The following is a 21,865-nucleotide window of genomic DNA, read 5'->3' on the forward strand; positions in this document are numbered from 1 at the left end:
AGGGCAGAGGGGGGAGCCGCGGCGTCAACCCGGTAGGTTGCGCTTGTTGGCCTTGCGCTTGGCGGGGCGCAGTTCGTCGGCGATGGTCATGCCGATGATCGACAGCGGCAGGGCCAGCATCGCGCCGGCGGCGCCCCACATCCAGGTCCAGAAGATGATGGCGGTGAAGATGATGAAGGCGTTGACCTCCAGCCGCTTGCCCATCACCGCCGGCATGACGAGGTTTTCCATGGCAAGGTGCACGAGGAAGAAGGCGAGCGCCGGCATCAGACCCATCATCAGCGTCTCGTGCGTCAGCACGCCGGCGGTGGCGAGCGCGATCGTCATCAGCGTCACGCCGAGGAAGGGCACGAAGGAGGACAGGAACGCGAAGAGCCCCCAGAGCGCCGGCATGGCAAGCCCGCCACCCCAGGTGATCAGGGCGGTGACCACGCCGAGCGCGCCATAGACGAGGGCGGCGGTCGCGAAATAATAGCCGAGCGCGCTGTCGATGGCGTTCATGATGCGAATGGTGGTGAGCCGCTGGCCGCGGCGCGGGAAGGCCATGATGATCATCTGCCGAAGCTTCAGCCGTGCCGAGAGGAAGAGCACGAGGGCGGCGAAGAAGATCATGCCCTGCAGGAGAGCGGGCGTAAGGCTTGAGGACAGGATGCCGAGAATGCTGCCGGTGTTCTCCAGCACCTTCTCCATCGTCATCCCGCCGCTCTGAAAGGTTTCGTGGCTGATGTTTAGCCAGCCAAGGCGGGAAAACAGCGGCGTGATGCGGTCATAGGCGCCGCGCACGAGATCCGGCGCATTGGCGGCGAGCTGGGTGATAGGGTCGGCGAGTAGACCCACCAGGAAGAACAGGCCAAGCCCGAACAGGCCGGCGAGCAGCAGCGCCGTCGGCAGCGGCGGGATACCGAACTCGTTCAACTTCTCCGCGGCGACGCCGAAGATGAGACCAGTCACCACGGCGAGACAAAGCGGAATGAGGATCGGCGCCATCAGATAGACGACGGCCATCGCCATGATCGCGAAGATGCCGATCGCAGCCCAGGCGGCGGCGATGTCGAGGCCGTAACGGCGCGGCGCGTCCTCGCGAAGGTTCTTTTCGAGGTCGATGCTGCCCCGCAAGAGTCGCCGTTCAGCCGGTTTTCCTAGAATTTCGTGCATGTCACGTTCCCCGATCCGCGCCTGAAACGCCCGGGCAAGGTGGAAGTTCCATAAGAGGTCGCTTGAAACCGCTGGTGGGTTGTCATGTGTCGTGAAATGGCCATATTGCCCGCCGACCCCGAATTGAAGCGTCGCGAATGACGAGACCAAGAGGAGGCAGACAGGTGAAACGGCAGGCAATCGGGCTTCAAATCGCCCTTTGCACCTTGGTTCTTGCGCCGATGGCGGCATCGCCGGCTTTGGCGATCGATGCCCGGCTGCGCAGTCAACTCGAAAAGCTGACGCCGGAAGAGCGGCTGGAACAGCGCTGCGACATGGAGGCGATGGACCAGATCGGCGACGGCAAGGGCGGCTTTCGCCCGGACAAGGTGATCGCCTATGCGTTCGGCGACCCGAAGCTCGACGGCACCACCATCAAGACGCGCGGCGCGGTGTTCCGCAGCAAGGGCGAGTGGTATCGGCTGTCCTACAAATGCGAGGCGAGCGCCGACCGGCTGGAGGTCCACGCCTTCAAGTACAAGGTCGGCGACGTGGTGCCGCACGAGGACTGGGCGGCGCATTATCTCTACGACTGAGGGTCGGCCTGCGCGAAATGCGCCATCTGGCCGTCATGGGCGCGCTTGAAGGCAGGGCGCGCGCAGATGCGCTCGACATAGGCTCGTAGCGCCGGGAAATCGCCGGCCGCCTTGACCTTCGGCACGCGAAGCACGTCGGCCATCAGCAGATCGGCGACGGTAAACCGTCCGGCCGCGAGCCATTCGCGCTCCGCCAGCACGGCCTCCAGATGTGTCAGGCGCTGGAGCACCCAGCCTTCGAGCGGGTTGTCCGCGCCCTTGGACAGGCCGATGAACCACCACGGGACCGTCACCATCTCAATGGAATTGAGCGCCGCAATCGTCCATTCCAGCGTTTCCGCCTCGCCCTTGCGGTCGGTCGGCATCAGTGTTTCGCTTTTCCGGGCCAGATAGAGAAGACAGGCACCGCTTTCGAAGACATCGATATCGCCGTCCTCCAGGAACGGCACCTGGCCGAACGGCTGGCGGGCAAAATGCTCCGCGCCGCGGTGGTGAAACGAGACGGAGCGGACGTCATAGTCGAGGCCGGCTTCTTCGCAGGCCCAGCGCAGCCTGAGGTCGCGAACAAAACCGCGCGGACCGGATTTGCCGCCCGGCACCCAGTCATATGTCCAGATCGTCAATGGCTCGGTCATGCTGCCTCTCCCTTAGCTACGCCCAAAATCGACGAAAACGGCGTTTCCTGCAAAACACCGTTTTCACCGATCTGGTTCCGGGAAGGCAATGGCTATGCCGTCGTTCAGGCCGAGAGCTTGAGGCCGATGCCCCAGGGATCGACGAGAGAAACCGTGTCGCCGGAGCGCGTGGTGGCGATCGCCAGTTCATCGAGCTTCTTCAGGGCACCGTCCAGTTTCGCCGGATCGTTGAAGCGGATCGTGTAGTCGGCAAGGCCGGTCATGCCCGCCTGGCGCTTCGGCTGGCCGCTCGAATTCCAGACATTGGCCGCGACATGGTGGTGGTACTTGCCGGTGGCGAAGAAGCTCGCGCCCGGATAGGTCGTCATGATGTCGAGGCCGAGCACGTCGTGGAAGAAGGCGTTGGCTTCGGGGATGTTCGAGACCTGGAGGTGGATATGGCCGATCACCGTGCCGTTTTCCTGGCCCGTCCAGCCGTCCTTCGGCGCCTCGTCATAGAGCGCCTGCAAATCGAGCCGGTGCGTCGCCATCTTCACCGTGCCGTCGGCAACGTAGGTCCATTCGGTGCGGTCGCGGTCACGATAGATCTCGATGCCGTTGCCTTCGGGATCGTCGAGATAGATCGCCTCGCTGACGAGGTGGTCCGAGGCGCCGGTGAGCGGCACGTTGTTTTGCGCGGCATGCGCCAGCCAGCGGCCGAGCTCCTTGCGGTTCGGCACCAGGAAGGCGGTGTGGAAGAGGCCCGGCGCATTGCGCGGCGCGCGGGCGGCATTGCTGCCGGTCGTCAGCGTCAGGAGCGGCCGGCCGGCAACGCCGAGCGTTTCGCCTGAGGCGGATGTTTCGAGAACGGTCAGGCCCATCGCCTGCTGGTAGAAGGCCGACACCATCGGCAGGTCGACGACCGTCAGGTGCGAATGGTCGACGAAGGCCGGCATGGCGACGGCGTGGCTCGGCTGGGTGGTGGTGTCGGTCATGGTGGCGGTCTCCGCGCGAATGGGGCCGGCCTTGCTTGCGGCGATGCCCGCGGCGGCAGCGCCGAGGAATGTCCGTCTGTCGAGGTCCGTCATGGTCTGTTTCCCGTTTCGGTTTCCCCTGGAAACCGTTCTGTTGGAGCGGACTATGACGGAAGGACTGCGTTCACGAAAGCCGGCGGTTCGGCGATTTACTGTCAACATGGCGTTGACGATGGCATTCGGGAACTTGATTCCGATCAATGCCGTTTCCCCTGCGCGATGCCAATTTCGGCACCTGTTGAAACCAAGGGAGACCGGTATCGTGATGGATCTGGCGCAGTACAAGGACATTCTTCTCACCCGCAAGCGCGAGCTCCAGGGCCGGCTCGACAGGATCGAGAAGGACCTCGACACGCTGAAGAGCGGCGACAGCGCCGATCGCGCCATCGAACGCGAGAACGACGAGGTGCTGGAGGAATTCGGCACGAACGGCCTCAGGGAAATCGGGGCGATCGACGCAGCGCTCGACCGCTTTGCCGCCGGAACCTTCGGCAACTGCGCCAAATGCGGCGCGCCGATTTCGCCCGCGCGGCTGGCGGCAGTGCCGCATGCGGCGCTGTGCGAGGCCTGCATCGCCGAGCGGTGAAAAGGGCCTCCCCGTCACGCGGCAAAGTCACGCGGCAAATTTTTGTGATCCGCAGGCGCTTGCCCGTCCGTGCCAAACCCGCCACCATGGCGGAGGATGAATGCAGGACCAGCCGCAGTGGAAATCAAGGGCGTCAAGTGGAACTATGACCGGTACGAGGTGATCGCCGACGGCATCGTGCATGGTGTCGGCGTGGTCTTCGCGCTGATCGGCGTGACGGCCCTGATCTTCTATGCCACCGTCTGGGCCTCCAGCGGGCAGCTTGCGGCGGCCTGGGTCTATGGCGTCGGCCTCGTGCTCGCGCTCGCCACGTCCTTCGCCTACAATCTCTGGCCGGTCTCCAGGGTAAAATGGCACCTGCGCCGCTTCGACCATTCGGCGATCTTCGTGCTGATCGCCGCCACCTATACGCCCTTCCTCCAGCGCGGCATCGACGAGCCTTTCCTCGCCGGCATGCTCGTCTTCATGTGGGTGATGGCGGTGGCGGGCGTGGTCCTGAAATTCTTCTTTCCCGGCCGCTACGACCGGCTCGCGATCCTCATCTATCTCGGCATGGGCTGGAGCGGTGTCTTTGCCGCCGGTCCGCTCACGACGCACCTCTCGGCCGCCACGCTGATCCTGATCGTCGTGGGTGGCGTGCTCTATTCGGTCGGCGTCGTCTTCCACGTCTGGGAGAAGCTGCGCTTCCAGAACGCCATCTGGCACGGCTTCGTCGTGGCCGCCGCCGCCGTGCACTATTCGGCCGTCGTCACCAGCGTCGTCTCAGGCATCTGACTACTGCGCCGCGGGGGCTGTCCCTTGCGCATTGGTGCAGCCTTCCGCCGGATGCAGCGATTTCACCAGCCGCCCGACGAGCGGCGAAATCTCCGCCTTCATCGACTGCGGATAGTCCAGCACGAAGGTGGCGACCGCGTCGTCGCAGAGTGCGATGACCCGGTGGTAGAGGATGGAATCGACCAGCGTGCCGGAAAGGCTTGCCCAGCCCGCCGTCTGCCGGTCGTAGCTGAGATCCCAGCCCTCCTGCTGGTAGGTGGTGCGCCGGTCGGCGACCTCCTCCTCGAACGGGCCGGCCGTCAGGTAATGCGCCCAGACGCGCAGCTCCGCATCGCCATTCCTGTAAGTCCGTCCATCGCCATTGTCGGCCTCCTGGACGAGTGTGAAGCCCGGCGGGATTTCGACCGCAAAGCCGTAGCGCGCATTGACATAGGGCTCCCATTCCGCGGCAAGGGCGGAGGCGGGCAGGAGCAGAAGGAACAGAAAGAGGAAGCGTTGCACGTTCGATTACTCGCTGTGGACGTGATAAGCATAACGGACAAAGGCGGGCGTTTCATCGCCGAGCCGGCAATCAGGCTGGACAGGTTTCCCGCTCCTCCTGTAAGCCATGCAGGCAAAGCCGGGGGGACTATGGACATTACGATACGCGACGCCGCGGAGGCTGACCTCCCCGGCATTCTGGATATCTACAACGATGCCGTCGCCAACACCACGGCGATCTGGAACGAGGCCGAGGTCGACCTCGCCAATCGCAAGGCGTGGTTTGCCGCGCGGCGCGAGCAGGGCTTCCCGATCCTCGTCGCCGTGCGCGGCCGGCAGATCGTCGGCTACGCCTCCTACGGCGACTGGCGCGCCTTCGACGGCTTCCGCCACACGGTCGAACATTCCGTCTATGTGCGCGGCGACGCACGCGGCACGGGCACCGGAAAACGCCTGATGAAGGCGCTGGTCGACCGGGCGAGCTTCAACGGCATCCATGTCATGGTGGGCTGTATCGAGGCGGAGAACGCCGCCTCGATCAAACTGCACGAAAAGCTCGGTTTCCGCACCGTCGGGCGCTTCAGCGAGGTCGGCATCAAGTTCGGCCGCTGGTTGGACCTGACCTGTATGGAACTGAAAGTCCCCAAGCGTTGATCAGTCGGGATCGAAGCTGAGCGCGACCCCGTTCATGCAGTAGCGCAGGCCCGTTGGCGGCGGACCGTCGGGGAAGACGTGGCCGAGATGGGCGTCGCAATCCGTGCAGCGGATTTCCGTGCGCGTCATGCCATAGGAATGGTCCGAATGGTCGGCGACCGCGCCGGGCTCGATCGGCTGGTAGAAGCTCGGCCAGCCGGTGCCGGAATTGTATTTCGTTTCCGACCGGTAGAGCGCCCTGTTGCAACAGATGCAGCGATAGGTGCCCTTCTTCGACAGGTCGAAATCCGGGCTGGAAAAGGCCCGCTCCGTGCCGTGTTCGCGCGTGACGCGGAACTGTTCCGGCGTCAGGACCTGCCGCCACTCTTCCTTCGTCTTGTTGACCTTCAATGTCGTCGTGTCGCTCATGGCGTCCTCCTGTTGCCCCATAGATAGGACGCGAATTGCGGCAAGACAATTGGGCGGAGCGTCCCATTGCAAGACTCGCAATGGATAAGGTTTTGCGCTAAGGTAATACCGGTTTCGAAAATGGTATTACCGAGGTTTCCATGGGCACGACAGTAACGAGCAAGGGGCAAGTGACGATCCCCAAGGCCGTGCGCGATTTCCTGGGCATCGGCCCGGGCAGCAAGGTCGAGTTCCAGCGGGTCAAGGATGGCAGCGTGGTCGTCGTGCCGCTGGGGGAAGGGCGGCCCGAAAGCCGGTTCGCGCGGCTGCGCGGCCATGCCGGCGCGGGCATGACGACGGATGAGATCATGGCCCTGACGCGCGGCGACGACTGACATGTATCTGGTCGACACCAACGTGCTGCTCGACCTGGTGACGGAGGACCCCGCCTGGGCCGCCTGGTCGATGGCCGAGCTGGAGGCGTCGGCGCTTCTCGGTCCTCTCGCCATCAACGACGTGGTCTACGCCGAATTGTCCGTGCGCTATCGCGATATCGCCGATCTCGACGCGATGATCGCCCTTGCGGAACTGGATCACCTTGCCATTCCCCGGGAGGCGCTGTTCCTCGCCGGCAAGGCGTTCCAGGCCTATCGCAAGGCTGGCGGCAACCGCACCGGCGTGCTGCCGGATTTCTTCATCGGCGCCCATGCCGCCGTCGCGGGGCTGACGCTGATCACCCGCGATGCCGGGCGCTACCGCAGCTATTTCCCGAAGCTCGCACTTCGCACGCCGGACGGTGGCGACCATCAAGCTGGGTGAAAACGCCGCGCCCTTGCTGTTCAAGGGTGGTGATTTCACCAATACCGACGTAGAAACGGCGTTCTGACATATTCGAGAACGACGGGCGAAGCCCGCGCATGAAGGATGGGGATGACACCGGACACGATGGGCCTGACCTTCCTTGCCTTCTGTCTGCCGTTTCTCGGCGCGCTCGTCGCGCCGGCTCTGACAAGGGTGCTCGGCCACAAGGCCGCCTGGCCGCTGGCGCTCATCCCGCTTGCCATCTTCCTCCATTTCCTCGGGTTCAACGCGGAGGTCTCGCGCGGCGAAATCGTCACCGGCGGTTATGCCTGGGTGCCGGCCTATAATGTCAGCTTCTCCTGGCTGATTGACGGGCTGTCGCTCGCGTTCCTGCTGTTGATCTCCGGCATCGGCACGCTGATCGTGCTCTATTCCGGCGGCTACCTGAAGGGGCACAGGCACCAGGGCCGGTTCTTCTCCTTCATCCTGATGTTCATGGGCTCGATGCTGGGCCTCGTCGCCTCCGACAGCTTCCTGATGCTCTTCATCTTCTGGGAGCTGACCTCGATCACCTCCTTCCTGCTGATCGGTTTCGACCATGCGCGCGAAGCCTCGCGCCGTGCCGCCTTGCAGGCGCTGATCGTGACGGGCGGCGGCGGGTTGTTCCTGCTGGCGGGGCTGCTGCTCATCTGGAATGTCACGGATGTGACGCAGCTCTCGCTGCTGATGTCCTTTGGCGCTGAGGTGCGGGCGAGCCCGTTCTACCTGTCGATCCTGTTCCTCATCCTCGGCGGCGCCTTCACCAAGTCGGCGCAGTTCCCGTTCCATTTCTGGCTGCCGAACGCCATGGAGGCGCCGACCCCGGTCTCCGCCTACCTGCATTCCGCCACCATGGTGAAGGCCGGCGTCTATCTCCTGATGCGGCTCAATCCCGTCATGGGCGATACCGCCGCCTGGGAGACGATCCTGCCGGCTTTCGGCGGGCTCACCCTGCTCGTCGGCGCCGTGCTCGCCATCCGCCAGACCGACCTCAAGCTGATGCTTGCCTATACGACGGTCGCCTCGCTTGGCCTGCTGGTCATGCTGACCGGCTTCGGCTCGCAGCATGCGGTGGCCGCCGCCGCGCTCTATCTCGTGGCGCATTCGCTGTTCAAGGGCGCGCTGTTCATGGTCGCCGGCCTGATCGACCACGAGACCGGCACGCGCGACATCACCAAGCTCGGCGGCCTGCGGCGCGCCATGCCCGTCACCTTCCTCGCGGCGCTGCTGGCAGCGCTCTCGATGGGTGGCCTGCCGCCGTTCTTCGGCTTCCTCGCCAAGGAAGAAGTCTATGCCGCGCTCGCCGGCGGCAATATCCGGGCGATCGCCTATACGGCCGCCGCCATCATCGGCAACGGCCTGATGTTCGCCGTCGCCTTCGCCGTGGCGCTGAAACCCTTCCTCGGGCCGCCCGTCAAGACGCCGAAACAGGCCCATGAGGGGCCGGTGCTGCTGTGGATCGGCCCGATGCTGCTGGCGGTCAAAGGGCTGGTCATCGGCCTCTTCTCCGCCACCACCCATCTGCTGTTGACCTCACCGCTCGCCTCCGCCATCGCCGGCAAGCCGGAGACGATCAGCATTTCCGCCATGCCGCATTTCGGCGTGGCCTTCGTGCTGTCGCTCGCCACCATCACCGTCGGCGTCCTGGTCTTCCTCTCGCTGGACAAGGTGCGCGCGGCGGTGGACGGGCTGATCGAGGATATCGGCTGGGGGCCGGACAAGGGTTTTGACCAGGCGATGCGCGGCCTCGTGCGCCTGTCGTCCGCCGTCAGCCGCCTGGCCCAGCCGGGGCTGATGGAAATCTACATGACGGCGACCTTCATCGTCATCGCGCTCGCACTGCTCGTGCCGCCGTTCGTCTATGGCGAATGGCCGCGCCTGCCGGTCTGGCCGGCCAATGTGCCGTTCCATGAGCTGGCCGTCATGGCGCTCGCGGTCGTCGGCATCGGCGCGGTGCTGGCGGCGGAAAACCGCCTGACGGCCATCGTCGCGCTCGGCATCCAGGGCTTTTGCGTCGCCGTGCTTTTCCTGCTCTTCGGCGCGCCGGACCTCGCCTTCACCCAGTTCATGATCGAGACGCTGTCGGTCGTCATCCTCGCGCTGGTCATGACCCGGCTGAAGCTGACGCCGCGCGACCGCCGGCCGCTGCGCGAAAAAATCCCGGATGCGGTGATCGCCATCGCCTGCGGCCTCGGCTTCTCGCTCTATCTTTTGAAGGTCACGCAGGGCCGTTTCGACACGGCGCTCACCGATTTCTTCAACCTTTATTCCAAGACCATCGCCCACGGCGCGAATGTGGTGAACGTCATCATCGTCGATTTCCGCGGCACGGACACGCTGGGCGAGATCGCCGTCGTGATGGTGACGGGGCTGGCGATCCTGTCGATCATTCGCGTCAGGGCAGGGAGGAAGGCGTGATGGCAGGAGTTCGCCGTTACCCCCCTCTGGCCTGCCGGCCATCTCCCCCTCAAGGGGGGAGATCGGCAAGGGGCGGGCTCATTGCTTCCTTACAAGCGTCTCTGTTTGGCGATGCCTCTCCCCATCGATCTCCCCCCTTGAGGGGGAGATGGCCGGCAGGCCAGAGGGGGGTGCTGCGGCACGCCCGCGCCGGAGGATCGTGCCCATGAACACCCTCATCTTCCGGACCATCGCCCCCTTCCTCACCGCTCTCATGGTGCTCTTCTCGCTCTTCGTGCTCCTGCGCGGCCATAACGAGCCGGGCGGCGGGTTCATCGGCGGGCTGATCGCGGTGTCGGCCTTCGCGATCTACGGCATCGCCAACGGCGTTGCCGCCGTGCGCCAGGCGCTGTGGTTCCATCCGATGGCGATTGCGGCCTTCGGGCTGTTCACCGCCTGCATCGCCGGCCTGCTGTCCTTCGTCTTCGCCGTGCCCTTCATGACGGGGCTGTGGGCCTATCCGACGATCCTCGGCGTCGAGATCCCGCTGTCCAGCGTCATGCTGTTCGATGCCGGCGTCTATCTCGTCGTGGTCGGCTCGATCACCTCCATCGCGCTGGCGCTCGAAGCGGGGGACGACGCCTGATGGAGCTTCTGTTCGTCATCCTGATCGGCCTTTTCTTCGCCGCCGCCGTCTATCTGATGCTGTCGAAATTCCTCGTGCGCGTGCTGCTCGGCGTCGTGCTGCTCGGCAATGCGGTGAACCTCTCGCTCTTCACCAATGGCCGCATCCTGCGCGACGTGCCGCCGATCATCCCGGCCGGCCACGACGTGCCGGCGACGCTGACCGCCAATCCGCTGCCGCAGGCACTCATCCTGACGGCGATCGTCATTTCCTTCTCCTTCTTCGCCTTCCTGCTGGTGCTGGTTTACCGCGCCTATCAGGATCTCGGCACCGACAACGCCAACGAGATGCGCGTCGCCGAGCCGGAGAACGATCCCCTCCCGCCCACCGGCTACTGACAGGAACCGCCCCGCCAATGGCCGTCAATCCCGCCGATCTCTCCGCAGCCTTCGTCATGACCCCGGTCGCGCCCGCCGACTGGCTGGTCGTGCTGCCGCCTGCCTGGTGCATGCTCGCCGGCGCCGTGCTCTTGATGCTGCGCAAATCCGTTCGCCTGCAGGCGATGATCGCCATTCCGGCACTCGCCGTGCTGGTCCTTGTCGATGCGCTGCTGCTGGCGCATGTCTCGCAGAATGGTCCCGTCACCATGGTCATGGGCCGCTGGCTGCCGCCCTTCGGCATCGCGTTCACGGCAGACCTGACAGGCGTGCTCTTCGCGCTCACCGGCGCCGTCGTGGCACTGGCCGGCAGCGTGCATGCGCTCTCCGACATCGACGGCACGGGCCGGCGCTATGGTTTCTATCCGTTCCTGCTCCTGCTGATGGCCGGCGTTTCCGGCGCCTTCCTGACGGGCGATATCTTCAACCTCTACGTCTGGTTCGAGGTGCTGCTGATCTCGTCCTTCGGGCTCATCGTGCTCGGCTCGGAAGCCCGGCAGATCGACGGCGCGATCAAATACGCCTTCCTCAACCTCGTCGCGACGACACTGTTCCTCATCGCCACCGGCTATCTCTACGGCATCTTCGGCACGCTCAACATGGCCGATATCGCGACGAAGGCCGCCGCCGGCCGTGCTGACCTGCCGCTGATGACGCTCGCGACCCTCTACCTCGTCGCCTTCGGTATGAAGGCCGCCGCCTTCCCGGTGAATTTCTGGCTGCCGGCCTCCTATCACACGCCGCGCGTGGTGGTGTCGGCGCTGTTTGCCGGTCTTTTGACCAAGGTCGGCATCTATGCGCTGCTGCGCACGCTGATCATGCTGTTTCCGATCGAGCGCGAGGAACTGAGCTTCGTCATCGCGCTTGCCGGTGTCGCGACCATGCTTGTCGGCGCGCTCGGCGCACTTGGCCAGAGCGATATCCGCCGGCTGCTCGGTTACGTCGTCATCTCCGGCATCGGCGTCATGCTGGTCGGGCTTTCGCTCGGCAGCCCCGGCGGCGTCGGCGGCGCGATCTTCTACGCGCTGCATTCCATGGTGGTGATGACGGCGCTCTACATGGTGGCGGGCCTCGCCGGGCGTCTTACCGGCACGTTCGATCTCAATCGGCTCGGCGGGCTCCATACAAGGTCAGTGCTGTTTTCCACGCTGTCGCTGGCGCTGTTCTTCGCCGTCTCCGGCCTGCCGCCGTTTTCCGGTTTCTGGCCGAAGGTCATGGTGGCGAAGGCGGCGATGGACATCGGCGCGTGGTGGCTGGTGGCCGCGGTCTTCCTGACCGGCTTCCTGACGACCATCGCGCTCGGCCGCGTCTTCGCGCTCGCCTACTGGCGCCCCGCGGGCGAGGCGCTGCCGGACGCGGCCATTCCGGCCAGCGCTCTCCTGCCGCTTGTGGCGCTCACGGCGCTGACGGTGGGCTTCGGCCTGTTCCCGAACGCGCTGCTCGCGACCATCCAGCATGCCGCGCAGGGCCTTGCCGATCCGCGCGCCTATATCGGTTCCGTCTTTCCGGGGGTGAACTAGATGCGGCCCGCTGTCATCATTGCGGTGTTCACCGCCTTCTGGCTCGCCGTTTCCGGCAGTTTCACCATCCCAAACCTGCTGCTCGGCATCGCTGCCAGCGCGCTTTCGCTGGTGCTCATACGTGGCCGCGCCCGCTCGGAAGGCCGGCGTCTCCGGCCTTTGAAAGTGTTGTCGCTGCTGGTGCTGTTCATCAAGGAGCTGGCGCTGTCAGCCTGGAAGGTCGCCATCCTGGTGGCGAGCCCGAAGATGGCGCTGAAGCCCGGCATCTTCGCTTTTCCGCTGACGCTGGACCGCGATTTCGAGATCACGCTGCTCGCCAACCTCATCACGCTGACGCCGGGCACGCTCTCGGTCGATGTCTCCGAGGACCGCCGCGTGCTCTATGTGCACGCGCTCGACTGCTCCGATCCGGTCGCCACGCGGCGCGATATTGCCAACGGCTTCGAGAAGAAGATCATGGAGGCCTTCCGCTGATGGGTGCTCAAACCGTCATTTCCGTCGCCTCGACGATCGCGCTCTTCCTGATGTGCGCCGCCTTCTTCCTGACCGCCTGGCGCATCATCAAGGGGCCGACGCTGCCGGACCGGATCGTCGCGCTCGACATGCTGGTAGCGATCGCCATCGGCTTCATCGCCGTCATCGCCATCCGCACCGGCTTCAACCTCTATATCGACATCGCCATCGCGCTCGGCCTCGTCGGTTTTCTCGCCACCGTCGCCTTTGCGCGCTTCATCCTGAGCCAGGGCATGCAGCCGGGCGAGGCGGGCTCGCCGGATGGCGAGGTTTTGCGCAAGGGCCTACGGCACACCAAGCCCGGCAAGGCGAGGAGGGCACGCTGATGCTGGATCTCGTTGTCGCCCTCGTCGTCGCCGTCATGCTGGTCGCGGGCGGCATCTTCACCTTCCTGGCGGCCCTCGGCCTCGTGCGGCTGCCGGATGTCTATACGCGCATGCATGCCGCCTCGAAGGCGGGCACGGTCGGTTCGGGCCTCATGCTGCTCGCGGCCGGCCTGCATTCGCTCGATGTGGCGATCTTCACCCGAGCGCTGGCGGGCTTCGTGTTCTTCGTGCTGACGGCGCCGGTCGCCGCCCATCTCGTCGCCAAGGCGGCGCATGGCGCAGGCTATCGCCTGACACGCCACACGGTGATCGATGAAATGCGCGACGCACGCGAGCGAGCGGGAAAGAAGCGTTGACAAACGGTTGAAAGGACGACCCTTAAAATTTGTAGTATCTGCTAATTTTCTTGGGGATGATTTCTATATTAAAAGCTCTCGTTTTATTTCTGCAAAATAATACTGGACATTGAATTGAAGAATGATATTTCAGACCAAGTAAAGTATTCGGGTTGATTTAGCTTGCGCATGGTTTTCCTGTCTAGGTTGAGTTCGTGCGGTATTCATGCCGATTCGGTATATGTACCGGCAAGAGCTTCTGCGTGATGGGTCGCCGCCGTAGTCGAAAGTTATATTGACGGAAATGTCCCGTTTTCGGCGGGGTGAGCATTATTCTGCCATATGATCGCCCGACAAGCACGCTTTGCCGCAAATTTGATGTCCAGGCCGATGGATAGGGCCATCGACCTTCGTTTTGTCCGACAGGAGAAAGAAATGACCGAAACAACCCTTGGCGCCGGCTCCAATCTGCTCGTGGAACTGACTGCCGATATCGTCGCCGCCTATGTCGGCAACCATGTCGTGCCGGTTTCCGAGCTGCCGGGCCTGATCGCCGACGTGCATGCCGCGCTCAACAACACGACGCAGCCGGTTGCCGCCGTCGAAGCGCCTGTGGTCGCCGAAAAGCCGAAGCCGCCGGTGCCGGTGCGCAAGTCCGTGCAGAACGACTACATCATCTGCCTGGAAGACGGCCAGAAGTTCAAGTCGCTGAAGCGCCACCTGATGACCCATTACGGCATGACCCCGGAAGAATACCGCGAAAAGTGGGACCTGCCGGCCGACTACCCGATGGTCGCCCCGGCCTATGCCGAAGCGCGCTCGCGCCTCGCCAAGGAAATGGGCCTCGGCCAGCGCCGTAAGGGCAAATAAGCACCGCATTGTCGATGAGATTGCAAAGCCGGAGCCGCGAGGCCCCGGCTTTTTGCGTTCTGGAGCCTCGTCGCCCCATCGTGGAGGAATAAATCCCTAGATCGGGGATGCATGTCGCAAATTTATTAAGAAATTCAATGCATGGTTGTGGCTTTGGGCTTCATTCATCCCCGTCCGTCCTCTAGGGTGTATGAATAAATTCCTATAAACAGGAGTGGCCAGTCATGCACCAGTTCATCGTTCCCCAGCGGCGCCCGTCTCCCGAGGCGCAATCCTGCCCCGGTCCGGCACCGGAAAACAAGAGTGCGGGCGCTGGGCAGGGGGTGCCGCGCGCCCGCAAGGCCATGCGTGAGCCGGCGGTTCCCTCCGTCCCGCCCGGCATCGCCTGCCGGATCGTGCGCCAGCTTGTGCTGGAGATGACCGCCGTTGCCAGCGACCGGCCGCTCTGGCGCCGCGACAGCCGGCGCTCCACCTGCCATGTGCGCCAGATCGCCATGTATGTCTGCCACGTCGTGCTCAGCCTCTCGCTCTCCGATATCGGCGCCGCCTATGGCCGCGACCGCACGACGGTCGGCCATGCCTGCAACGTGGTGGAGGATCGCCGCGACGATATGGCCTTCGACGCCTTCGTCTCGGCAATCGAGCGCGTCGTGCTCTCGGTCTTCGGTCCGGCGGGGATCGGTAGCCATGAGTGAGGCGGGACGTAAGGTTGCCGATGATCTCGCGAGGCTCCTCCGCTTCGTGCTGGCGGCAGGCGAGGTGAACATCGCCGAAAGCGATGTGCTGGTGGCCGGCGACGGGCGCAGGCAGCCGCTACTGCCAGCCGTACTGGCGCAAGCGCTGCGGCTCGGCCTCGTCAGCCGCACCGGCGAAAAGCTTGCCGCAACGCCAGAGGCGCGTGCCCACCTGAAGCGCCGGCTCTGCGACGCGGAGACACCCTTTGCCGGCCAGCACCGCGACATGGAGGCGGTGGTGGTGATGCGTGATGGGGCGCGGGAGAAGGCCTTTGCCAACCGGCTCGAATCACCGCTCGCGGCGCTGGCGCGGCTGAAGGAGAAGACGGGCGATGCCTATTTGCCGGAAACCGCCATTGCCGCCGGCGAGCGGCTGCACGCCGATTTCACGCGCGGCGGCCTCCAGCCGCGTTTGACCATGTCCTGGGAGCCCCGCGTCGCCAGCCGCCAGAAGGGCGAAGCGGGGGCGGGGCGCGAACTGACCGACACGGCGCTCGCCGCCCGCCTGCGCGTCGCCCGCGCCATCGAGGCGATCGGCCCGGAGCTTTCCGGCGTGGCGCTCGATGTCTGCTGCTTCATGAAGGGGCTGGAGATGGTGGAACGCGAACGGCAATGGCCGGCCCGCTCGGCCAAGCTGATGCTGCGGGCCTCGCTGATGGCGCTTGCGCGGCATTATGCACCGGCGGCACCGGCTGCGCGGCGGGCGCATATGTGGGGGGCGGAGGGGTACCGGCCGGAGATTTCGGGGTGAGGGTATTTATTGGGGAATGAGACGTTCCAGCAATTCAATCTCCCCCCTTGTGGGGGAGATGCCCGGCAGGGCAGAGGGGGGTATGCGTCCCTCTCAAACGCCGATATGCCGCACCGCCGCCACCCCCCTCTGTCGCCTTCGGCGACATCTCCCTCACAAGGGGGGAGATCACTGGGAGTTTGCCGCGCCGTTTCGAAGATGAAGGCCGTTAAGCAGCCACTCGCATCGCCGCCTCTTCGCGGATGCGCTTCACCATGGACCGCAGCCCATTCGCCCGCTGCGACGACAGGTGCTCCACCAGCCCGATCTCGTTGAACGTATCGATCGCATCCAGCGCTGCGATCTCCGAGGCGTGTTTGCCGGAATAGATCGCGAGCACGATGGCCACGAGGCCGCGCACGATATGGGCGTCCGAATCGCCCTCGAAGGTCATCACCGGATCGGCGCCGTCGTCCGTATGGCTGACGAGCCAGACCTGGCTGGCGCAGCCCTGTACCTTGTTGGCGGCCGTGCGCTTGTCTTCGGAAATATCCGGCAATGCCTTGCCGAGCTCGATGACATAGCGGTAGCGGTCCTCCCATTCTTCAAGGTAGGCGAAGTCGTCGATGATCTGTTGAAGCGTGGCCATGTCGGTTCCGTCTGCGGCTTTGGCTTTCATATAGGGGAGGAAGCCCGGAATTTGAACCGGAATCCGTATCCACAAAAAGAAACGCCGCATGGAACGGATCCATACGGCGGTTGCAGGGGCAACGAGTCAGGCAGGCAGAAATTTTAAAGAGCAATTCCAGCAAAAGTGTCGTGCGGTTTTGCGTTCGGAATTGCGTGAAACAGAAGGGCGATCAGTTCAGCTCTTGTGGTCAGGGCGGCGCGTCGGAATGGCGATGGTGCCGGTGATCACCTCGTCGTCGGCGTCGATGGCGGCGACATCCGGCAGCGGCTGGTCGAGCGCTTCCTTGGCGACCGGGTCGGCCTTTGCGGTCGCGCTGCCCTCTTCGGCAAACTGGGTATCGAGGAACTGGTAGGCGATGCGGGCGCCTTCGCGGGCCCGGTGGCCGAGGGCGACGAAGGTTTCAGCACCCTTCTCGCAGACGTCCGGCTTCTCCAGGCACATGGCGGTGACGTAGTGCAGCGCCTCGCTTGCGGCATTGAAGGTATCGCCGATCTCGACGCTCGGACCCTTCTCCAGCTTCGCGGAGGATTCCGCGTCGATGAAGGGGAGCAGGACGAGAACCATGGAGAACCAGAACGTTCCCTTGATCAGAAACCACATCGCTTGCCATCCTTGTTATAGGGCCTCGGCTCTTTGCGGCCTTCGGCTTTCGTGTTGGTCCTTGGCGAACCGTTGATGCGAGAATAGGGGCCGGAAGGAAATTCCCCTTTTCAGGAATCACTCAGGTTTTGCCCAGATTTAAGTAAAATGCGACCTATCGGCAGCTTTACCGGCATTTGAGGCAGATTTTAGCGATTGCCGTTAAGGATGATGGCGGAGCGCACTGGCGGTGCGCCCCGGAATGCCGGGAAGGGGCGTTCCGCGATGTTGCCCCAGAGGTTAATACGAACAGAAAAATGCCGCAAAATGAGGCGCTTACGCCCCGTTAACCACGCCGGACGAATGGCCGGTGGATTGCCCCGAAATGGGACTTTTCGGGCTTTTCGGACCCTTTCAGGCCCCTGTCGTTTATTCTTTCCTTAAGTCGCCGATGCGATTTTGGGCTCACACAAAAGAACATAAACGGCAGGGTTTTGCATTGCGCCAATTGACCACCATCGCTGACAGAATGGCCGCCCGCCTGGGCGCCGTTGCGGGCGTTGCTGGCGCGCATGCCGCCGATGAACGCCCGTCCGCTTCCCTGCGCGCGACGACGCTCGCCCTTCTGGCCGCCGTGCCCGGCCTGCCGCTCGCCTTCTCCGCCGTCATGCCCGCGTCCACGGCGCTGCCGGCCGGCGTCGCGCTGGTGGGTGCCGGCGCGCTGCTTGCCGCCGCCGCGACCTCCGCCTGGCCGGTGAAGCCGACCCAGCCGAAGGTAACGCAGATTGACGACGCGCCTGTTACAGAGCCGGCGCCGACCTCTCCTTATGATCTCTTCGCGGGCCTCGTGACGCTGCATGATGCGCGCGGTTTCGTCACCGCCGTGCATGGCCGCGACCGCGCCGACATGCTGGCCTGGATGCGCGACCCGATGGGCCGCGGCTATCTCGACCAGATCCACGTTTCCGACCGCCTCGGTTTCATCGCCGCCATCGACCGCCTGCGCCAGGGCGGCGTGCGCGAGACGGTGGACGTGCGCATCGACCGCCCGCGCATGCAGGCGGATGCCGAACAGTTCACGCATATGCGCGTGGAAATGACGGCGCTGTGCGGCGCGGATGGCGCGCTTGCCGCCGTCGTTGCCCAGTCGCGCGACGTGTCCGACGAGGCCGTACTGCGCACCGAAAGCGCGCGCAAGACCGCGCAGGCCGAATCGGCCAACGATGCCAAGACCCGTTTCCTGGCGGCTGTCAGCCATGAGCTGCGCACGCCGCTCAACGCCATCCTCGGCTTCTCCGACATCCTGACCGGCGAATATTTCGGCAAGCTGGAAAACGACCGCCAGCGCGAATATGTGGCGCTGATCCACCAGTCGGGCTCGCACCTCCTGTCGGTGGTCAACACCATGCTGGACGTTTCGAAGATCGAGGCCGGCCGCTACGAGCTGCTGACGGAACCCTTCATCGTCGCCGACAGCGTCAAGGCCTGCGAGCAGATGCTCGGCCTCCAGGCGCGCGAAAAGGGCATCAAGCTGACGAGCCGCGTGCCGCGCGCCATCGGCGAGGCCGTGGCCGACCAGCGGGCGATCCAGCAGATCCTCATCAACCTCGTCGGCAATGCGATCAAGTTCACCGATCGCGGCGGCGTCGTCACCATCGATGCGGCGCGCGAGGGCAAGGACCTGCTCTTGACCGTCAGCGATACCGGCATCGGCATTCCGGCCGACAAGCTGGCGCTGATCGGCCAGCCCTTCATGCAGGTGCAGAACGAATATACCCGCAAATACGAGGGCACCGGTCTCGGCCTGTCGCTGGTCAAGGGTCTGGTCGCGCTGCATGGCGGCAGCTTCGTCATCCAGAGCCGGCCGGGCGAGGGTACGGTCATCACCATCCGCGTGCCGGCGGACGGCTCCGGCGTGGCGCGCGAAGGCGACCCGCGGCCGACCACGGCATCCACCGTCGATTTCCCGCCGCGCCTTGCGGCTGCCATTGAGACCGTTTACGAGCCGTCGCTGGATGGCAAGGACACGAACGATGAACGCGCACGTCAGAAGACAGCCTGAGCGGCGGCCGCAAGGCCAGGCCCGCAAGGGCCGATCCGGCACTCGCGCCGAGCCGCAGCGCAGGCCCAATATCGTCATCACCGGGCTCGCAGCACTAGGCGGCCTTGCCGCGCGCCATCCCAGCACTGTCGGCGGCACCTGCGCCTTCCTGGTCGTCTTCTCCTTCGTGGCGGCCAATGCGCTGTGGTACCAGCCGGGCGGCCATCCCGCACCTTTCCTGAAAATGCGCTCGGCCGACAATTCGCTGGGCTTCACCGCCACAAAGCCGGAACCGCACGACGTGACGACCTTCGTCATCGAGCGCGAGGGCGAAGCGCAGGACCTGCCGGAGGTCACCGACGTGACGCCCGCAGAGCGGCCGTTCGACGAGGTGGCGAAGGTCATCGAGAACAAGCCTGCGCGCACGCAGGCCGAGGAAGAGGTGGACCCCGTCGCCGCCGCCATCATGGAGGCGGAAGCCGATCCCGGCGTCACCTCCGCGGTGGCAAAGCCGGTGCCGAGCGAGCTGGTGATGAAGATCCAGAAGGGTCTGAGCAACATCGCCTATACGGATATCGCCGTCGACGGGCTGATCGGCGAGAAGACGCGCACCGCCATCCGCCACTTCGAGAAGCACTATCGCCTGCCGGTGACCGGCGAGCCGAACGAGCAGGTGCTGGCCAAGCTCAAGGATATCGGCGCGCTCTGAGCTTTCCTGCTTTTCGCAATGCGGGAATGCGACCAAAGTCGTACGCCTACGACAGGCTTTTCCGTAAAGCATCCATTAACCATGTCTGCCGGATGATCCTTCGATAATCTGGAGGATCGTCGAGCCATGTCCAACGCTGCCCTGCGTGAGACTGCGCATAACCCGGAAGAGGACATGCCGGAGCGGCAGGCGGATGCCGCGGTGCTGCGCCGCGTCGTGGGGGCGCTTGCCGCCGAGGCGTCGGACCTCGGCCTGCACCTCGTCGACATTGCCGGCTCCATCCAGGACACCGCCGCGCAATCACGCGAACATGCGACGCTCTTCACCCGGCTGACGCAATCGGCAACGGCGATCGCCAGCGCCAATGGCGGCATCGCCCGCGCGCTGGGCGAGACGGACCAGCTGGCCGCGAGTGCCCGAAAGGTGCTGGGCGAGCAGGCGGTGCAGCTCGACGGTTCGATTGCCGCCATCGACCACATGGTGACGGCCTCCAACGAGATCGGCACGGAGATTTCCGCCTTTGCCGTGGCGCTTGCCGATGTCGGGCGGCTGGCGGATGCGATCGGCACGATTGCGCGGCAGACCAACCTTCTAGCGCTCAATGCCGCCATCGAGGCGGCGCGGGCGGGCGATGCCGGCAAGGGTTTTGCCGTGGTGGCGGCGGAGGTGCGGGCGCTGTCGCTGGAAACATCGAATACGACCGCCTCCATCCAGAAGACATTGCAGGAACTGCGCGCGCGCATCGACCGGCTGGAAGCGGCGGGCGAGGGCGCGCGCGTTTCCGCCGAGGGCGTGAAGGCGACGGCCTCTGACGTGCAGGGCTCGTTTGCCGGCGTGGAAGAGGTCATGTCGAAGATCCTCGACAGCGCCTCGTCGTTGGCCGCGACGACGGGCGCGGTGGACAAGGAATGCAGCGAATTCGCCCGGTCGATCGGCGCGGCCTCGGCGGAAATCATCCGCTCCAACACGGTGCTGCAGGGCGCCTCCGGCAAGGTCGGCGAGGTCGTGACGATTTCCGAGCGCATCATCCAGGCGACGGCGAGTGCGGGCATCGAGACGCCGGACAGCCCCTATATCAACCTCGTCCAGGCGCTTGCCGACGAGGTTTCCGCGCGCTTTTCCGCGGCCGTGCTGAGCGGCGAGATCGGCATGGACGCGCTGTTTGACCGGCAGTACAGGCCGATCGCCGGCAGCGATCCGGTGCAGATGATGACGCGCTTTACCGATTTCACCGATCGCGTGCTGCCGGCCATCCAGGAACCGGCGGTGGCGACGGACGAGCGCATCGCCTTCTGCGCGGCGATCGACGACCAGGGCTACCTGCCGACGCACAACCGCAAATTCTCCGAGCCGCAGCGCTCCGGCGACCCCGCCTGGAACACCGCCAACTGCCGCAACCGCCGCATCTTCAACGACCGCGTCGGCCTCGCCGCCGGCCGCAACAAGGAACCCTTCCTCGTCCAGACCTACCGCCGCGACATGGGCGGCGGGCAGTTCGTGTTGATGAAGGACATTTCGGCGCCCATCACGGTCAACGGGCGGCACTGGGGTGGATTGCGGTTGGCGATCCGGGTTTAGAGGCTGCGGGTGTCCGCATCGTTTGGCGCTGCCCCTCATCCGCCTGCCGGCACCTTCTCCCCGCAAGCGGGGCGAAGGGAGTTGGGGCACTGTCCGCGCCTTGCCTCCACGGTCCTGTCTTTCGAAAGCGGATCGGCATATGCCTTCTCCCCGCTTGCGGGGAGAAGGTCGCGGCAGCGGGATGAGGGGCTTCCATTACCTCTCGCGATTGCCCCGCGGCTTCGCGCCGTGTAAGCCGCCACCATGCGTCTTCGCTCCGACATCTTCGTTTCCGCCCTGATGCGCCGCGTCTTTGCCCGCGGTGATTTTGCGGCTGTCGAGGTGAAGGGGGCGGAGGAGGCGGGGGCGGTGTTCGTGCGGCAGATGTTTCGCGACGGGCGGGAAAGCCTGCATGCGCCGGCGCCGCAGAGTTTTTTCGAGGCGGACGAGACGGGAATGCGGCTGTTCGAGACGCGGCTTACGCGTGTCGAGGCGCAGTTGGTGGCGGAGGCGATTGCGCGCGAGCGGCGTTTCGATGGCGATCTTTGGGTGGTTTCGGTCGAGACGGACGAACTGGGCGACCTGATCGACTTTGCGGTTGCCGAGCCGAAGGATGACGGGTTCTTCCGGCGTTAACCCTGTGGCCATGGGACGCGCCCGATTGCCCTGTTTTAAACGGATTTTTCGCCGAAGAGGCGCTAG

Annotated in this window: 27 protein-coding genes; 20 read left to right on the forward strand and 7 right to left on the reverse strand. The window is 64.7% G+C overall.

Translation table 11 applies throughout. The annotated features are described in order from the left end of the window. Positions 1 to 24: 24 nt before the first annotated feature. On the reverse strand, positions 25 to 1,116 hold the full coding sequence (locus AC1RWL_RS27395; RefSeq protein ID WP_493158538.1) for an AI-2E family transporter: 1,092 nt from the start codon (positions 1,114 to 1,116) through the stop codon (positions 25 to 27). A gap of 260 nt (positions 1,117 to 1,376) precedes the next feature. Here AC1RWL_RS27395 and AC1RWL_RS27400 point away from each other — a divergent pair, with 260 nt between their 5' ends. Then, complete coding sequence (locus AC1RWL_RS27400) at positions 1,377 to 1,730, forward strand: DUF930 domain-containing protein (protein WP_256120910.1); 354 nt, start codon at positions 1,377 to 1,379, stop codon at positions 1,728 to 1,730. Here AC1RWL_RS27400 and AC1RWL_RS27405 read toward each other — a convergent pair. Continuing rightward, on the reverse strand, positions 1,721 to 2,365 hold the full coding sequence (locus AC1RWL_RS27405) for a glutathione S-transferase family protein (protein WP_493096659.1): 645 nt from the start codon (positions 2,363 to 2,365) through the stop codon (positions 1,721 to 1,723). The two genes, AC1RWL_RS27400 and AC1RWL_RS27405, sit on opposite strands and share 10 nt — an antisense overlap. 104 nt (positions 2,366 to 2,469) lie before the next feature. After that, positions 2,470 to 3,339, reverse strand: coding sequence for a VOC family protein (locus tag AC1RWL_RS27410; protein WP_493096876.1), 870 nt, complete (start codon positions 3,337 to 3,339; stop codon positions 2,470 to 2,472). A 304-nt stretch (positions 3,340 to 3,643) separates the two neighbouring features. On the opposite strand from AC1RWL_RS27410, the gene AC1RWL_RS27415 reads away from it, so the two are divergent. Together AC1RWL_RS27415 and trhA are read left to right on the forward strand one after the other, a co-directional pair. Next, positions 3,644 to 3,964, forward strand: coding sequence for a TraR/DksA family transcriptional regulator (locus tag AC1RWL_RS27415; protein ID WP_493096877.1), 321 nt, complete (start codon positions 3,644 to 3,646; stop codon positions 3,962 to 3,964). A 117-nt stretch (positions 3,965 to 4,081) separates the two neighbouring features. Beyond that, positions 4,082 to 4,738, forward strand: a complete 657-nt coding sequence (trhA, locus tag AC1RWL_RS27420) for a PAQR family membrane homeostasis protein TrhA (protein ID WP_493096660.1) — start codon at positions 4,082 to 4,084, stop codon at positions 4,736 to 4,738. Here the strand turns inward: trhA and AC1RWL_RS27425 are convergent, their stop codons facing one another. Further along, positions 4,739 to 5,239, reverse strand: coding sequence for a hypothetical protein (locus AC1RWL_RS27425; protein WP_493096661.1), 501 nt, complete (start codon positions 5,237 to 5,239; stop codon positions 4,739 to 4,741). A gap of 129 nt (positions 5,240 to 5,368) precedes the next feature. Here AC1RWL_RS27425 and AC1RWL_RS27430 point away from each other — a divergent pair, with 129 nt between their 5' ends. Further along, on the forward strand, positions 5,369 to 5,872 hold the full coding sequence (locus AC1RWL_RS27430) for a GNAT family N-acetyltransferase (RefSeq protein ID WP_493096662.1): 504 nt from the start codon (positions 5,369 to 5,371) through the stop codon (positions 5,870 to 5,872). On the opposite strand, the gene msrB is transcribed toward AC1RWL_RS27430, so the two are convergent. Beyond that, positions 5,873 to 6,280, reverse strand: coding sequence for a peptide-methionine (R)-S-oxide reductase MsrB (gene msrB, locus AC1RWL_RS27435; RefSeq protein ID WP_493096663.1), 408 nt, complete (start codon positions 6,278 to 6,280; stop codon positions 5,873 to 5,875). 140 nt (positions 6,281 to 6,420) lie between these two features. On the opposite strand from msrB, the gene AC1RWL_RS27440 reads away from it, so the two are divergent. The 12 genes from AC1RWL_RS27440 to AC1RWL_RS27495 all read left to right on the forward strand — a co-directional run bounded on the left by AC1RWL_RS27440 (position 6,421) and on the right by AC1RWL_RS27495 (position 15,607). Further along, on the forward strand, positions 6,421 to 6,654 hold the full coding sequence (locus AC1RWL_RS27440; protein WP_493096664.1) for an AbrB/MazE/SpoVT family DNA-binding domain-containing protein: 234 nt from the start codon (positions 6,421 to 6,423) through the stop codon (positions 6,652 to 6,654). Position 6,655: 1 nt separating this feature from the next. Further along, positions 6,656 to 7,078, forward strand: coding sequence for a type II toxin-antitoxin system VapC family toxin (locus tag AC1RWL_RS27445; RefSeq protein WP_439631505.1), 423 nt, complete (start codon positions 6,656 to 6,658; stop codon positions 7,076 to 7,078). A 111-nt stretch (positions 7,079 to 7,189) separates the two neighbouring features. After that, positions 7,190 to 9,517, forward strand: a complete 2,328-nt coding sequence (locus AC1RWL_RS27450; protein WP_493096665.1) for a putative monovalent cation/H+ antiporter subunit A — start codon at positions 7,190 to 7,192, stop codon at positions 9,515 to 9,517. Between the two features lie 205 nt (positions 9,518 to 9,722). Continuing rightward, a complete protein-coding gene (locus AC1RWL_RS27455; RefSeq protein WP_493096666.1) occupies positions 9,723 to 10,142 on the forward strand; it encodes a Na(+)/H(+) antiporter subunit B in 420 nt (139 codons plus the stop codon). After that, a complete protein-coding gene (locus tag AC1RWL_RS27460) occupies positions 10,142 to 10,519 on the forward strand; it encodes a Na+/H+ antiporter subunit C (RefSeq protein WP_439631499.1) in 378 nt (125 codons plus the stop codon). Before AC1RWL_RS27455 ends, AC1RWL_RS27460 begins: the two co-directional genes overlap by 1 nt. A gap of 17 nt (positions 10,520 to 10,536) precedes the next feature. Continuing rightward, the gene (locus AC1RWL_RS27465) at positions 10,537 to 12,078 is read left to right on the forward strand and encodes a Na+/H+ antiporter subunit D (protein WP_493096667.1); all 1,542 of its coding nucleotides are present in this window, start codon (positions 10,537 to 10,539) and stop codon (positions 12,076 to 12,078) included. Next, complete coding sequence (locus tag AC1RWL_RS27470) at positions 12,079 to 12,552, forward strand: Na+/H+ antiporter subunit E (RefSeq protein ID WP_493096668.1); 474 nt, start codon at positions 12,079 to 12,081, stop codon at positions 12,550 to 12,552. It abuts the gene before it with no gap. After that, positions 12,552 to 12,917, forward strand: a complete 366-nt coding sequence (locus AC1RWL_RS27475; protein ID WP_493096669.1) for a cation:proton antiporter — start codon at positions 12,552 to 12,554, stop codon at positions 12,915 to 12,917. Before AC1RWL_RS27470 ends, AC1RWL_RS27475 begins: the two co-directional genes overlap by 1 nt. Then, positions 12,917 to 13,273 carry a monovalent cation/H(+) antiporter subunit G gene (gene mnhG / locus AC1RWL_RS27480; protein ID WP_493096670.1) on the forward strand — a complete coding sequence of 119 codons (357 nt, stop codon included), beginning with the start codon at positions 12,917 to 12,919 and terminating at the stop codon, positions 13,271 to 13,273. The genes AC1RWL_RS27475 and mnhG overlap by 1 nt, the downstream gene beginning before the upstream one ends. A gap of 414 nt (positions 13,274 to 13,687) precedes the next feature. Further along, on the forward strand, positions 13,688 to 14,122 hold the full coding sequence (locus tag AC1RWL_RS27485; protein ID WP_256120821.1) for a Ros/MucR family transcriptional regulator: 435 nt from the start codon (positions 13,688 to 13,690) through the stop codon (positions 14,120 to 14,122). A gap of 224 nt (positions 14,123 to 14,346) precedes the next feature. Continuing rightward, positions 14,347 to 14,817 carry a helix-turn-helix domain-containing protein gene (locus AC1RWL_RS27490; protein ID WP_493096671.1) on the forward strand — a complete coding sequence of 157 codons (471 nt, stop codon included), beginning with the start codon at positions 14,347 to 14,349 and terminating at the stop codon, positions 14,815 to 14,817. Then, positions 14,810 to 15,607 (forward strand): DUF6456 domain-containing protein, encoded by a 798-nt coding sequence (locus AC1RWL_RS27495; RefSeq protein ID WP_493096672.1) that lies wholly within the window; start codon positions 14,810 to 14,812, stop codon positions 15,605 to 15,607. Before AC1RWL_RS27490 ends, AC1RWL_RS27495 begins: the two co-directional genes overlap by 8 nt. Positions 15,608 to 15,815: 208 nt before the next feature. Here AC1RWL_RS27495 and AC1RWL_RS27500 read toward each other — a convergent pair whose 3' ends face one another. Together AC1RWL_RS27500 and AC1RWL_RS27505 are read right to left on the reverse strand one after the other, a co-directional pair. After that, positions 15,816 to 16,235, reverse strand: a complete 420-nt coding sequence (locus AC1RWL_RS27500) for a SufE family protein (RefSeq protein WP_493096673.1) — start codon at positions 16,233 to 16,235, stop codon at positions 15,816 to 15,818. Between the two features lie 216 nt (positions 16,236 to 16,451). Beyond that, entirely contained in the window at positions 16,452 to 16,877 is a 426-nt protein-coding gene (locus AC1RWL_RS27505) for a DUF5330 domain-containing protein (RefSeq protein WP_493096674.1), read from the reverse strand. Positions 16,878 to 17,385: 508 nt separating this feature from the next. On the opposite strand from AC1RWL_RS27505, the gene AC1RWL_RS27510 reads away from it, so the two are divergent. The 4 genes from AC1RWL_RS27510 to AC1RWL_RS27525 all read left to right on the forward strand — a co-directional run bounded on the left by AC1RWL_RS27510 (position 17,386) and on the right by AC1RWL_RS27525 (position 21,799). Then, positions 17,386 to 18,918 carry a sensor histidine kinase gene (locus tag AC1RWL_RS27510; RefSeq protein WP_493158540.1) on the forward strand — a complete coding sequence of 511 codons (1,533 nt, stop codon included), beginning with the start codon at positions 17,386 to 17,388 and terminating at the stop codon, positions 18,916 to 18,918. Further along, complete coding sequence (locus AC1RWL_RS27515; protein ID WP_493096676.1) at positions 18,890 to 19,606, forward strand: peptidoglycan-binding domain-containing protein; 717 nt, start codon at positions 18,890 to 18,892, stop codon at positions 19,604 to 19,606. The genes AC1RWL_RS27510 and AC1RWL_RS27515 overlap by 29 nt, the downstream gene beginning before the upstream one ends. 126 nt (positions 19,607 to 19,732) lie before the next feature. Beyond that, positions 19,733 to 21,184: a methyl-accepting chemotaxis protein gene (locus AC1RWL_RS27520; protein ID WP_493096677.1), complete on the forward strand. Its 1,452-nt coding sequence runs from the start codon at positions 19,733 to 19,735 to the stop codon at positions 21,182 to 21,184. 243 nt (positions 21,185 to 21,427) lie between these two features. Next, positions 21,428 to 21,799: a DUF1491 family protein gene (locus tag AC1RWL_RS27525; protein WP_493096678.1), complete on the forward strand. Its 372-nt coding sequence runs from the start codon at positions 21,428 to 21,430 to the stop codon at positions 21,797 to 21,799. The last annotated feature ends 66 nt before the right edge of the window (positions 21,800 to 21,865 follow it).

The sequence above is a fragment of the Shinella sp. GW821-FHT10F02 genome, assembly GCF_058809275.1.